General features: G+C 40.7%; 12 protein-coding genes and 1 riboswitch. Of the genes, 4 read left to right on the forward strand and 8 right to left on the reverse strand.

Annotated elements, in window-relative coordinates:
• From crcB to PSE72_RS03785, 6 genes are all read right to left on the reverse strand, one after another.
• A complete protein-coding gene (gene crcB, locus PSE72_RS03760; RefSeq protein WP_004910278.1) occupies window positions 1–381 on the reverse strand; it encodes a fluoride efflux transporter CrcB in 381 nt (126 codons plus the stop codon).
• A gap of 133 nt (window positions 382–514) precedes the next feature.
• A riboswitch (Fluoride riboswitch) is annotated at window positions 515–585 on the reverse strand.
• Between the two features lie 130 nt (window positions 586–715).
• Window positions 716–1,678 carry a sugar-binding transcriptional regulator gene (locus PSE72_RS03765; RefSeq protein ID WP_004910275.1) on the reverse strand — a complete coding sequence of 321 codons (963 nt, stop codon included), beginning with the start codon at window positions 1,676–1,678 and terminating at the stop codon, window positions 716–718.
• Between the two features lie 159 nt (window positions 1,679–1,837).
• Window positions 1,838–2,491: a dihydroxyacetone kinase subunit DhaL gene (dhaL, locus tag PSE72_RS03770; protein ID WP_109911230.1), complete on the reverse strand. Its 654-nt coding sequence runs from the start codon at window positions 2,489–2,491 to the stop codon at window positions 1,838–1,840.
• 10 nt (window positions 2,492–2,501) lie between these two features.
• Window positions 2,502–3,503: a dihydroxyacetone kinase subunit DhaK gene (locus PSE72_RS03775; protein ID WP_115167404.1), complete on the reverse strand. Its 1,002-nt coding sequence runs from the start codon at window positions 3,501–3,503 to the stop codon at window positions 2,502–2,504.
• 11 nt (window positions 3,504–3,514) lie between these two features.
• A complete protein-coding gene (locus PSE72_RS03780) occupies window positions 3,515–4,786 on the reverse strand; it encodes an MFS transporter (protein WP_272690905.1) in 1,272 nt (423 codons plus the stop codon).
• Window positions 4,787–4,915: 129 nt separating this feature from the next.
• Window positions 4,916–6,028, reverse strand: a complete 1,113-nt coding sequence (locus tag PSE72_RS03785) for an MDR/zinc-dependent alcohol dehydrogenase-like family protein (protein WP_004910265.1) — start codon at window positions 6,026–6,028, stop codon at window positions 4,916–4,918.
• 323 nt (window positions 6,029–6,351) lie between these two features.
• Between PSE72_RS03785 and rpiB the strand changes: the two genes are divergently transcribed.
• Both rpiB and tkt read left to right on the forward strand, forming a co-directional pair.
• Entirely contained in the window at window positions 6,352–6,804 is a 453-nt protein-coding gene (rpiB, locus tag PSE72_RS03790; protein ID WP_109911228.1) for a ribose 5-phosphate isomerase B, read from the forward strand.
• A 36-nt stretch (window positions 6,805–6,840) separates the two neighbouring features.
• The gene (gene tkt, locus PSE72_RS03795; RefSeq protein WP_110731868.1) at window positions 6,841–8,850 is read left to right on the forward strand and encodes a transketolase; all 2,010 of its coding nucleotides are present in this window, start codon (window positions 6,841–6,843) and stop codon (window positions 8,848–8,850) included.
• Window positions 8,851–9,015: 165 nt separating this feature from the next.
• On the opposite strand, the gene PSE72_RS03800 is transcribed toward tkt, so the two are convergent.
• Entirely contained in the window at window positions 9,016–9,777 is a 762-nt protein-coding gene (locus PSE72_RS03800) for an SDR family oxidoreductase (protein ID WP_272673805.1), read from the reverse strand.
• Between the two features lie 468 nt (window positions 9,778–10,245).
• Between PSE72_RS03800 and fetA the strand changes: the two genes are divergently transcribed.
• Both fetA and fetB read left to right on the forward strand, forming a co-directional pair.
• A complete protein-coding gene (fetA, locus tag PSE72_RS03805) occupies window positions 10,246–10,899 on the forward strand; it encodes an iron efflux ABC transporter ATP-binding subunit FetA (RefSeq protein WP_115167406.1) in 654 nt (217 codons plus the stop codon).
• A 9-nt stretch (window positions 10,900–10,908) separates the two neighbouring features.
• On the forward strand, window positions 10,909–11,685 hold the full coding sequence (gene fetB / locus PSE72_RS03810) for an iron efflux ABC transporter permease subunit FetB (RefSeq protein ID WP_004910254.1): 777 nt from the start codon (window positions 10,909–10,911) through the stop codon (window positions 11,683–11,685).
• A 51-nt stretch (window positions 11,686–11,736) separates the two neighbouring features.
• On the opposite strand, the gene PSE72_RS03815 is transcribed toward fetB, so the two are convergent.
• Window positions 11,737–12,771, reverse strand: a complete 1,035-nt coding sequence (locus PSE72_RS03815; RefSeq protein ID WP_115167407.1) for a LacI family DNA-binding transcriptional regulator — start codon at window positions 12,769–12,771, stop codon at window positions 11,737–11,739.
• Window positions 12,772–12,823: the final 52 nt, after the last annotated feature.

Below are 12,823 nucleotides of genomic sequence, written 5' to 3' on the forward strand. Positions count from 1 at the left end.
TTATCCCTGTGTCAGCCAGTTATGGCACAGCATACCGAGTAAGGTAAAAATCAACGCCCCAATTACGTGGATGGCGATGGTACTAATGGCGAAGCCCAATTTACCTTCTTGGATTAGCACCAGCACTTCGAGTGAAAAGGTCGAAAAGGTGGTAAATGCACCACAGAAGCCCGTCACAATGAATAATTTATAGGCAGGACTAATATTTGCATTGGCAAAATACGAAATGGCAAAGCCAATGACAAAGCCACCAAGCAAATTGACCGCGACAGTGCCTAGTGGAATGTTTGGGTAAAGGTGATTGAGTCTTAAGCTAACAAACCATCTTAGCCATCCGCCAAGCACTGAACCAATCGCTATTGCAAATAATGAGGCATACATAGAAACTTCCTTTAATGTTTGGCGGGATAAATGAAAGGAAAGTCTCCCAGTTATACTCGAAGTATGACGAGTATAGATCATTTATGCCCTAAATTAGGGCACATAATACCTACGTACCCTATCTAATCAATAGGTTAACGTAGGCATCATTAGCCCTCTACGGGCGGTTTTGTAAAAAGGAGGAATGCCATCTCCCATATATTTTAAAATAATAAGGTAACTCATTAGGTTATGTAAACCCATTTTATAATAGATGGCATGAATGATTCTAATTACAGCTAGGTAACAAACAAATGAACCTAGTCAACAACGCGACAGCTTGAAGTATGACGAGCTATTGGGACATCTTCAAAATCGTCCGCACATTACTCGCACTCGTTGCGATAATATCAATCGCTCCCGTACGCAGTGCCCCCATAATGGCCATAGCCTTAGAGGATTCGGAAGCAATCGCTATTACACAAGGGATTTTCTTGAGTTCATCTATGCTTAGGCCAATCACTCTGTCATTCATCACTGTATCAACATGCTGCCCTTGCGCATTAAAAAAATCATAACCGGCAATATCGCCAATTACCCCTTGATTTAAACTCGCATCAACAATTTCACGCGGTGTAAACCAACCTAGTTTGACCATATAGCTGTCTTCATTCATATCGCCAATACCAATTAGGGCTATATCCGCTTTACGGGCGCGATCGAGCGTTTCCTTAATGGTGCCATTTTTCATAAATGATTGTTTTAATTCATTATTTTCAACATAGGCAGGCGCGTATAAAGTTTCACTGGTTCCACCAAATTTCTTCGCTAAGCGGCGGCTGATATGGTCCGCATTGATGGAATCTCCCGGCCGGTGGGTTCCGCCAATTCCGCAAATAAAACGGCAATCTTTTTCAGGAACTGCCCCACCGCTATCAGCCACTACAGCAACATTGCGGCCTTGGCCGACCGTGACTATCATGTTGTCTCGTAATGTTGTTGATAAATAATTAGCGACTAATGTGCCAACTTGGTAGCGTTGTTCTTCTTCATCGGGATGGTCGAGGGCAATCAACGCACGGGAAATCGGGAAGCGAGAAAGTAGCTGTTGCTCTAGCTGAGTGCTAAAAATAGGGTGATAGCGAACATTGATCTCAACAATCCCTTCTTCTTTTGCTCGCTTAAGTAAGCGCCCTACCTTAATTCGCGATATACCAAACTTATTGGCGATCTCTTCCTGAGTAATTTCATCACGATAATAAGCTATCGCAATTTCAGTCAGTAGCTCGATTTCGGAAGATGTTTGTGATCTATCCATAAGATAGTGGTTTCCTCTTTATTGGTGTTAATCGCAACAAGGATGATAAGGTTTTAGTATAGCGTTTCTAGTGGCAATTAATAAGTGAGTTATAAAAGAGAGTGGATATATAGCAATGGTTTTTGTCTATATATCCACGAAAAGAGTTATATAAAACAATTATGCATTGGTTAATGCGCTCTGTTTTTCAACACTTTGCGCTAATTGACATAACAATAAACAACAAGAAGTCGCGCCTGCATCTAACACGCCCCTTGAACGCTCACCAAGGCGGCTTGCACGGCCAATTTTAGCCACTAAATCTACCGTGGAATCACGGCCTGCAACGGCGGCGGCCTGCATCGCATCAAGCGCTTGTTTAAAGTTTTTTCCTGCTTTTGTTGCCTCTTCAAAGGCATTAACTGCGGGGATCAATGTATCCATTAAGCACTTGTCCCCCACTGTCGCGCTACTGATATCTTGCAGTTCAGATAACCCATTTTTTAACATAGCGAGGAAATCTTGTTGTGATAACGCATTTTTCCCTGAAATGCTGTCTGACATTCCCATAAAGAAGCTGCCATAAAGTGGCCCCATTGAACCACCAATGCCTTCCATCAATGCATCAGAAATTTCTTCAAACCCTTCACTGAGTGATAATTCACGGTCTGCAATTGCTTTAGCACATAAATTGAAGCCTTTCGCCATATTGATGCCATGGTCTCCATCCCCTATTGCACCATCAATTTCGCTTAGATATTCACGGTTAGAAACAATAATGTTCACTAAATCAAGGGTAATTTCCTTACCGTTGCCCGTTGAAATAACTTGCATAGTTGTCTCCTTATTTGACCTGTGTTAAACCCAATGAATACGCAGGAACATCCATCAATGTTTTCAATTCATCATCCACTTTCATTAATGTCAGTGTTACCCCCATCATTTCTAATGAGGTAAAGTAGTTACCAACATAGTTACGAACAATACGCACACCTTTCTCACTGAGTTGTTTTTCAACCTCTGCATAGTAGATGTACAGCTCCATCACGGGAGTGGCACCTAACCCTGAAACTAATACGACAACTTCATCACCTTGCTTTGCCTGCATATCATCTAAAATTGGCGTTAACATGGTTTTTGCCATTTGCGCTGCGGATTGAATTGGCATAATTTCAATGCCTGGTTCACCATGATGACCAATACCGAGCTCCATCATCCCATCTTCAATATGAAAATTGGGATGACCCACCGCAGGTATGGTACAAGACGTTAGCCCAACACCAATAGAGTGGCAGTTATTAATCGCTTTTTGTGCCGCATTAATCACGCCGTCTAAATCATAGCCTTTACTTGCTGCGGCAGAACCCACTTTCCACATAAGAATTTCACCCGCAACGCCGCGACGCTTTTCTTTTTCACTGGCAGGTGCTGAAGCGACATCATCGGTAGCGACCACGGTTTTGACTTGCATACCCGCTTTTTCGGCTTTTTTCATCGCCATCTTAACGTTCATGTTATCGCCCGCGTAATTACCATATAAGCAAGCAACGCCCACCCCACTGTCTGCAGCTTTGAACGCATCTAAAAATGCCCCAGCCGTTGGCGAGGAGAAAATTTCGCCAATCGCCACCGCATCTAGCATATTTTCACCTACGTAGCCTAAAAACGCAGGTTCATGACCTGAACCACCACCAGTGACAATGCCCACTTTCCCTTGTATTGGTGCTTTTGGGTATTTTAGAACCCGCGCGTTATCTGTTTGTGCAAAATATTCAGGGTGCGCTTTCAAATAGCCTTGAATTGCATCTTCAACAACAAGATCAGGTTCATTAATGATTCTGTTCATAATTCCCTCTTTTACTTATTTTCTGGTGTTAGCTGCATCTTTGCCGACTGTTCAAGTAATTCTTCCGGCACAGTAATAAATTTCATCAATATCGCACTAAATAAATAGAGCCCCGAGAAAATCCAAATCACGCCAAACGCACCTACGCTACTAATAAAGAGCCCAACAAGTGCAGGCCCGACAAACGTACTTAAACCGGCGCCTAAATTAAGGACTGACATGGCAGCACCTTTATTTTCAGGCGCTAAACTCGGCATGATGGCTGAAAGTGGTACGTATCCTGCGAGGCACGCACCAAATAAGCCAGCGGCTATCATCATCAGGGTATAACTGTGCCCAAAATAATAAGGCACGTAGTAAAACATTAAGGTACAAACCATACAGCCGACACAACCAAACCAAATTACAATATTGCGCCAACCGATGCGGTCACTGACAACACCAAAGATCAGATTAAAAGCAATGTTCACTGTCCAAAGTGCTGCGTAGATATGTAACCACTCTGTGCGGGAAAAACCAAAGTCAGCAAGAAACATTGGCATAAAGATCACTAAACCATATGCTGCCGAGGTATTAATGGTACGAACAATGCCACCTAAACCAATTTTTGGGTTCTCAAACGCAATAGTGATCCCTTTGAATACATAGCTGAGCGATACTTTTTCTTTCGGTGCCTCTGGTGTATCTCCCGCTTTGTTGCGGTTAAGTGCAATAGCAATAAATGCCCCGATAGTGACAAAAATCAGTCCACTCCATAACGTTGCCATTTCACCTAAAACTGGCAGCGCATAACTCGAATACATCACCCCTAAAACACCCAGCCCGCCGCTATAAACGAACCAGAAGATCCCGACAGCAGAGCCCAATTTTTTAATTGGTGCCTCATAGGCCACCCAAACTAAGAAGCCGTAGGCAAACATGGGATAACCAAAACCACGCAGTGCATAGGTCGGGATCATGATAGACAGGCTGTTACTCGGTAAGCCAACAGATAAGAAAATAACCGAGCCAATCACAAACATCACAAAACCAAAAATCATCACACGACGAGCGGTATAAATTTCAGCTAATACGCCGGATAACCACGCGGCCACAGCAGCAAAAAAACCATACACACTAAATAGTAATGAAGATTCTTCAATACTCATTCCACGGCTAATTATAAAAGGTGACAGCCAGCCTTGTTCTAGGCCTTCCCCCATCATAAAGATCAGGACGCCAAAATAGCCAAGTAGTAACTTTGGTGAAAACCCCGTTACTTTAGACAGTTTATTGATTATCATATTGTTGACCTCAGTGCTTATTCGCTGGGTTAGGACCTGAATAACAAGCCTTGGTAGGGTGACATTTATTCAGGTCCAATTTTTATCGTTATATTTTTAATTTCGTCTTTTTTTCAACCCACGACAGCTCTACAGGTTCGGGTCGAGAACCACTTTAATGTGCGGGTCGCCTTTCGCCATCATTGAAAAACCTTCCGCAAACTTATCTAAAGGTAAAATATCCGTCACCACGCCTTTGGTTGGGAAATCACCATTACCAATACCTTCAATCACTAGTGGATAACAATATGGGCCAAGGTGAGAACCTAATAAATCCAGTTCTTTACGGTCACTGATAATGCTCCAGTCCACTGTCACTGGGTCTTTAAATACAGAAAACTCCACAAAAGTCCCCAACTTACGGATCATCTTCAGGCCTTGCTCAACCGATTTAGGCGCCCCCGTTGCTTCAATGTAAATGTCACAGCCATAACCTTCAGTCATCTCTTTGACAATTTTGTCGACATCATCACGTTTCGGGTTTAATACGATATCAGCACCAAATTCTTTCGCTAATTCAAGGCGTTTATCAAATAAATCCAGAACGACCAACTTACCAGCACCGGATTTTTTAATTGCCCCAATCATGCCTAGGCCTAATGTTCCTGCGCCAGAAAGCACAACGACATCCCCCAATTTGACATTGGCACGCTGCACGGCATGTAAAGAACAGGCGTAAGGTTCAATCAAAATAGCGTCTTCAATTGGCATCTCGACAGGCACATGGTAGTTGATGGCTTCTTTGGTGAATTTCATATATTGCGCCATACCGCCATTTACATTGTTTTGGAAGCCATACAAGTCATGTTTTTCACACATCCAGTATTCGCCGCGTTTACAGAAACGGCATTCCCAACAAGGTACGATTTGTTCAGAAATAACACGATCACCTAATGCAAAACCTTCCACTTTTGACCCAAAGCCTACGACATGGCCAATAAATTCGTGCCCAGGGATCATTGGCGCCTTGATATAAGCGGGCTGTTCTGCATCTCCCCAAAAACTAGGGGCACCCTCAAAAGCTTTCACATCACCCGCACAGATGCCACAAGCCTCTACGCGAACCAAAATTTCTTCTTCACTAATTTTAGGGACATCGACAGTTTCTAAACGGTAGTCTTTTGGTGCATAAGCAACCACGGCTTTCATTTTTTCTGGAATGCCTGCGCTCATCGTTGCTTTTGAATCACAGTGTTCACACATAGTTCTATCCTCGGCGGTTTGTAAAATGAACATAAGTTCAATGAAGATACAAATTAACCATACCTTCTTTTCTTCACCCTTGCCCATAGTGAGAGTGTCAAAGTGTGATTCAGTGCAAAAATTCTCATAAAATCGCCTTAAAACGACTGTTTTTTACCTTTTTTGCAAAAAAAATTAAATTTAAAGCTGTAGATCACAGAATTCATCATCATAAAAATAAAAACATATGTTCAACTATTGATTATTTGTTCATAAGATCCTATTTTCTAAATAGTACATTTGATTGGTTTATGAACTTTCGTTCAACAATAAGGATCTCTATCATGCTATCTATTGCTATTGGCGCGGATGACGCTGCATTTGAAATGAAAGATTTGATTAAAGCTCACTTAGCAGAACTAAACATTGAAGTGACTGATTACTGTTTAAACACTGGGGTTGCAGACGAAATGTACCCTGATGTTGCCCATGCGGTTGCCACTGCGATCGTACAAGGCAAGCACCAGCGCGGTATTTTAATTTGTGGTACCGGAATTGGTATGTCGATTGTTGCCAATAAAGTCACGGGAATTCGTGCAGCACTGTGCCATGACACATACTCCGCTGAGCGAGCTCAAAAAAGTAATGACGCACAAATTATTACCTTTGGTGCACGAGTAATTGGCCCTGAATTAGCAAAAAGCATTATTGATACATGGCTGGCTTCCCATTATGAAGGAGGACGTTCGGCACCAAAAGTGGCTCGAATCAGTGAGTATGAAAATGGGGAACGTTAGTTTTACTTTAGGCGCTTTTACTTTGGGAGCTTTGTAATGTCCACTCAACCACAAAATAAATTAGCCAATGCCATTCGATTTCTTTCAATAGATGCCGTACAACAAGCTAATTCAGGCCACCCCGGAGCCCCAATGGGAATGGCTGATATTGCTGAAGTTCTTTGGCGAGATTATTTACAGCACAACCCCGCGGACCCGCATTGGCCTAACCGTGACCGCTTTGTATTATCAAACGGCCATGCCTCAATGCTGCTCTATAGCTTGCTTCATTTAACAGGCTATGAGTTATCCATTGATGATTTAAAACAATTCCGACAACTCCATTCCAAAACACCGGGTCACCCCGAATTAGGCTATACCCCCGGTGTTGAAACCACGACAGGCCCGCTGGGGCAAGGCATCGCCAATGCGGTTGGTATGGCAATCGCAGAAAAAACCCTAGCAGCTACATTTAATCGCTCTGGTTTCCCCGTTGTCGACCACTATACCTACACATTTTTAGGTGATGGCTGTTTAATGGAAGGGATTTCCCATGAAGTGTGCTCATTAGCAGGAACGTTAAAACTCAATAAGCTCATTGCATTTTATGATGATAACCGCATTTCTATTGATGGTAACACGCAAGGTTGGTTTACTGATAATACAGCAAAGCGTTTTGAAGCCTATGGTTGGCATGTTATTCGCCAAGTCGATGGCCATTCTAGACCCGCAATCAAAGCGGCCATTGAACAAGCTCACCAACAAACTACGAAACCAACACTCATTATCTGTAGAACCACAATTGGTTATGGTTCTCCTAATAAAGCAGGTACAGCGGATTCTCATGGCGCGCCACTCGGACAAGATGAAATAGCTCTGACTCGCCAACAACTGGGTTGGGAGTACCCTCCTTTTGTGATCCCTGATGACATATATGAACCTTGGAATGCCCTAGAACGTGGTGCTGAGCAACAATTACGTTGGGAACAAGCATTACGAGAATACACAAAACAATATCCAGAACTCGCTGAGCAGCTAACTCAACGATTATCTAATCAACTCCCTGAAAAATTTACAGATATCATTGATAATTTTATTCAAAAATTAAATGATAACCCTGCAACGATAGCTACACGTAAAGCATCACAAAATACCTTAAATATTATTGGCCCTATTTTACCTGAGTTAATCGGGGGTTCCGCAGACTTAGCCCCAAGCAACCTTACCTATTGGTCTGGTTCACTGCCGATTAATAAACAACCTGCTGGCAACTATATTCATTATGGTGTCAGAGAATTCGGTATGACCGCCATCGCAAATGGGATTGCATTACACGGCGGTTTCCGCCCTTACACGGCAACCTTTTTGATGTTCTTGGAATATGCACAAAATGCCGTGAGAATGGCCTCATTAATGAAATTACCGCAAGTGCTTATTTATACCCATGATTCAATTGGCTTAGGTGAAGATGGCCCAACACATCAACCTGTTGAGCAACTTGTGTCACTACGTGCAACACCTAATTTGTCAGTATGGCGCCCTTGTTGCCAAGTAGAAACCGCCGTGGCTTGGAAGCAGGCTATCATTCATCAACAGAACCCAACAGCACTTGTGTTATCCCGTCAAAACCTAATACAGTATTCGCGCACTCCCGAACAGCTCACCAATATCGCTCGAGGCGGATATATTTTACGCAGTAATAGTGAAGCCCCTGAATTACTATTAATTGCGACAGGCTCTGAAGTCACGTTAGCGGTTGAAGCATGGAAACAACTGACAGAACAAGGTTTTAATGTGAATGTCATTTCGATGCCATCAACAGATACCTTCGACCAACAACCCTTAGAATACCAGCAGCGTGTTTTACCCAATCACATTCGCCATCGCATTGCGATAGAAGCCAGTATTAGTGATTACTGGCGTAAATACGTAGGAATTGATGGGTTAGTTATGGGTATGAATAGCTTTGGTGAGTCTGCTCCTGCGGACCAATTATTTAAACATTTCGGTTTCACCGTAGAAAAACTTATTACTATGTCGCTTTCATTATTAAAACCTAATGATTAATTGATATAGCAATAATTAATATCTGTTATCCTACTTTGTAATTCCCTATTACAAGCCAAATAATACCTATGTTATTTGGCTTATTTTTTATTTAAATAAAATCATGCAAAATAAAAAAGCGAATATCTAATTATACTCGCTTTTTTTATTATTGATTTAATATCATTATTGGATGCTGTAGCCACCATCAATCACTAAATTATGACCTGTAATCATATCAGATGCATCGCTGGCCAAAAATAGCGCACATGCCGCAATTTCAGAAGGTTCGGCAAAGCGCCTTGCAGGGATTTTTCCTTTCATTTCATCTCCTTTTTCACCTTCCCACGCTTTTTTACCTAATTCTGTCATGACAATGGTTGGTGAAATGGCGTTAGTTTGTATGCCTTTCGGGCTCCACTCCAGTGCTAATACTTGGGTTAAACCAATAATTGCCGCTTTACTCGCACAATAGGCCGCATGCTGGTCTAAGGCAATCACCCCCGCTTGAGATGCCATATTAATAATTTTTCCTTTTCCATTATTAATCATAACATTACCCGCAGCTTGGCAAACCAAAAAAGTCCCTTTTAAGTTCACGTTCATGGTTAAGTCCCAATCGGATTCACTTAAATTTTCAGCGGGAGCCAGTGCTACAATTCCAGCACTATTGACGACAATATCTAGCCGACCATAATGCTCAATGACATGTTCTACCATCTGAGAAACCGCCGTAGAATTTGTGATATCACATTGAATACCAATTGAATTGCCTAATTTCTCCGCAGTCATTACCACGTTATCTGACTTATCGATTAGGGCAACTTTAGCCCCTTTTTCAACATACAGTTGAGCAATCGCCAACCCAATACCTGCTGCTCCCCCGGTAATTAAAGCGACCTTACCATCAAGTGAAAAGTTGGTGTTATAGCCACTAAATTTTTTCATTTTAATTCCTTAACATCATGATGTGATATTGAATATATAGATGAAATAAATATAGTGCTGTCTTAGACAGACAGCAAAATATTAAACGAAGATTAAATTACTTGGTATTATTAATATAATATTATTGCCGATTAAGTTCTATATTATTCATGTAAAAAAAAAGAGATATCTCTCAAATTAAATACCTCACTAAATTCCGAATGGGCATATGTTCAAAATAATAATCTAAATGAATATTTGTACTTTATCTTTAACTGTAAAAATCTTCTAAAAACCCCTCTATGTTGTAACTGCTCCGTAAAAATACATTTTTTCATTCCCCTATAAATTTTCGGTTAATTGGCGCATAATATTAGTTATATCTAAATTGATATTAAACAATATCAGCACTGGGTTATTGAGTAAGATATTGAAATGAATATCACTCACACTAAATACTGCACATTTAATTTATAGGTTATTGATAATATGGAAGAAAGTAACTTACTACTACAACTTAATAACATTGGGTATAGCATTGAGGAAAAAACAATTCTTGATAATGTGCAGATTAACTTACAGGCAGGTGACTTCAAACTGATTACAGGACCTTCTGGCTGCGGTAAAAGTACTTTATTAAAAATAATCGCCTCGTTAATTTCACCAACTCAAGGAACTATTCAGTTTCAAGGGAAAGATATCAATACCATCTCACCAGAAACTTATCGGCAGCAAGTTTCATACTGCACTCAAACGCCCACCTTATTTGGACAAATCGTGTATGACAACCTCGTTTTTCCCTATCAAATTCGAAAATTGCCGCTTAATAAAGAGAAAGTCATCAGTGATTTGCATCAATTTTCTCTGCATGAATCTATTTTAGATAAAGGGATCAACGAACTCTCCGGTGGAGAAAAACAGCGTATTTCTCTTATTAGAAACTTACAATTTCTTCCACAAGTCTTACTGTTAGATGAAATCACCAGTGCCCTAGATGAAGAAAACAAAATTATAGTGAATGAATTTATCCATCATTTAACGAGTGACAAAAAAATAGGCGTGTTATGGGTAACCCATGATCAAGATGAAATCGCTCATACCAATGAAGTTATTACCCTCCCTGTTCATCACAACGAATCATAGGATATCACTGTGCATCAACCAACTATTTCCAATGAATCATTAACCTTTTCTATCCTGTTAGTCCTTGTGGCTATTTTTATTAGTCATAAAGAAAAACTGTCCCTTGAAAAAGATATTATCTGGAGTACTTGCCGAGCGATTATTCAACTATTGATCGCTGGCTACATTCTAAAATATATTTTTAATGTTGATCACGAATTGCTCACGATTGCCTTGGTGATGTTTATTTGCGTCAATGCCGCGTGGAACGCTAAGAAAAGAAGCAAATATATTGATAAAATTTATGTTACTGCATTAATTGCCATTACCTCTGGTACATTTCTTACATTGTTAATCTTAATATTAACTAACGCCATCGCATTTACACCCATGCAGGTAATTCCTATCACTGGAATGATTGCAGGTAATGCTATGATTGCAGTAGGATTATGCTTTAATAACCTCGGCCAACGGTTTTCAAGCCAACAACAACAAATTCAAGAAATGTTAAGTTTAGGGGCAACCCCAAAAATTGCTTCTGCTGCTATTATTCGCGACAGTATCCGAGCATCATTAATCCCAACGGTGGATTCAGCCAAAACAGTAGGAATTGTCAGCTTACCGGGTATGATGTCTGGCCTGATTTTTGCTGGAGTTGACCCGTTACAAGCAGTTAAATACCAGATTATGGTGACTTTTATGCTGTTAGGTACCGCAAGCCTTTCAACCATACTGGCTGGGTATATGACTTATACAAAATTCTATAACCAACGCCATCAATTATTGGTTACCACACTGAATAAATAATAACCTTCCGCCGCTTATTTATCATCAACGATAAGCGGTACTTACTTAACATCACTCTTTAACCACGCCCACAGGTAATACTTCAATTAACTGTGCTTTGCTATTTTCATTATCTATCAACTTAAAAATATGATTTAGCATCGTTGGTACGTCCTGTTTAACCATTTCGATGTCATTACCTAATAGTGCAACAAAAGGGTCCCAGTCAAAACAGCCTAAATGAGGTTGACGCGAACCGATATAGCCTTTTTTACCTAACCAATCAATAACCCCTTCTAATGAAATAGTTGAATTAATAAATAAACCACATTTCACTATTTTCTGTGGATCTTCATTATTCTGTTCAAAAAATCGTGAAAGTGCTTTTTCCGCTTTTTCGGGAGCATAACCGCAGGCCAAGATATTTTCTTGTGGAACTGTGATACCTTTTTCATTATGTGCATCAATAAACCCACGAATACGTTCTCGTGTATTGTGGTCATGTTCACGACCACCAATAAAAATTAAAGCTTCATGTGTTGATGTCTGAGATTTATTTTTGCTTAAAATACGTTGTGTTAAATTTTTTGCACCAAGATAGTTGTCTGAAATAACAGAAGGCGCCAACAAGCCTGGTAAGTCTAAATTCAAGGTTGAGACACCGGAAGCTTGGCAAATTTCAGTGATTTTATCCGGATTGGTTGCCCCTGTTGAAACCAACCAATCAACCTGATAAGAAATCATTGCACGTGCGGCTTCTATTTCTAATTCAGGGTCACGCCGCGTGCAGGTAATGATAGGAAATAACCCTCTTTCACGCGCCATTTCCTCAAAATGTTCGACAATAGAACCAAAATAGCGGTTGTCATACTTCGGAACTAACATACCGATTATTTTGGATTTATTACTGCGCAATAAGCTGGCTTGCTTATTGACTGCATAATTTTGTTCTTCGGCGATGCGGATCACTTTTTCAGCAAGTTGTGCGCTAATTCGCCTTTTTTGCCAATTACCATTGAGTATTGCACTCACTGCACTCGCTGAAACCCCTGCTAATTCGGCAAGGTCATAGATCGTTGTTTTCTTATTTTGTCTGATCTTTGTCACAGATTCTCATCTCCATTTTTTACTAGCTTGACACCAAAGTCGAAAAGTCGCA

The organism is Providencia sp. PROV116, from assembly GCF_028482485.1.
Lineage (GTDB): Bacteria > Pseudomonadota > Gammaproteobacteria > Enterobacterales > Enterobacteriaceae > Providencia > Providencia rettgeri.

Coding starts and splice junctions, on each gene's coding strand:
- crcB (WP_004910278.1), bottom strand. CDS start 381: ATGTATGCCTCATTATTTGCAATAGCGATTGGTTCAGTGCTTGGCGGA.
- PSE72_RS03765 (WP_004910275.1), bottom strand. CDS start 1,678: ATGGATAGATCACAAACATCTTCCGAAATCGAGCTACTGACTGAAATT.
- dhaL (WP_109911230.1), bottom strand. CDS start 2,491: ATGCAAGTTATTTCAACGGGCAACGGTAAGGAAATTACCCTTGATTTA.
- PSE72_RS03775 (WP_115167404.1), bottom strand. CDS start 3,503: ATGAACAGAATCATTAATGAACCTGATCTTGTTGTTGAAGATGCAATT.
- PSE72_RS03780 (WP_272690905.1), bottom strand. CDS start 4,786: ATGATAATCAATAAACTGTCTAAAGTAACGGGGTTTTCACCAAAGTTA.
- PSE72_RS03785 (WP_004910265.1), bottom strand. CDS start 6,028: ATGTGTGAACACTGTGATTCAAAAGCAACGATGAGCGCAGGCATTCCA.
- rpiB (WP_109911228.1), top strand. CDS start 6,352: ATGCTATCTATTGCTATTGGCGCGGATGACGCTGCATTTGAAATGAAA.
- tkt (WP_110731868.1), top strand. CDS start 6,841: ATGTCCACTCAACCACAAAATAAATTAGCCAATGCCATTCGATTTCTT.
- PSE72_RS03800 (WP_272673805.1), bottom strand. CDS start 9,777: ATGAAAAAATTTAGTGGCTATAACACCAACTTTTCACTTGATGGTAAG.
- fetA (WP_115167406.1), top strand. CDS start 10,246: ATGGAAGAAAGTAACTTACTACTACAACTTAATAACATTGGGTATAGC.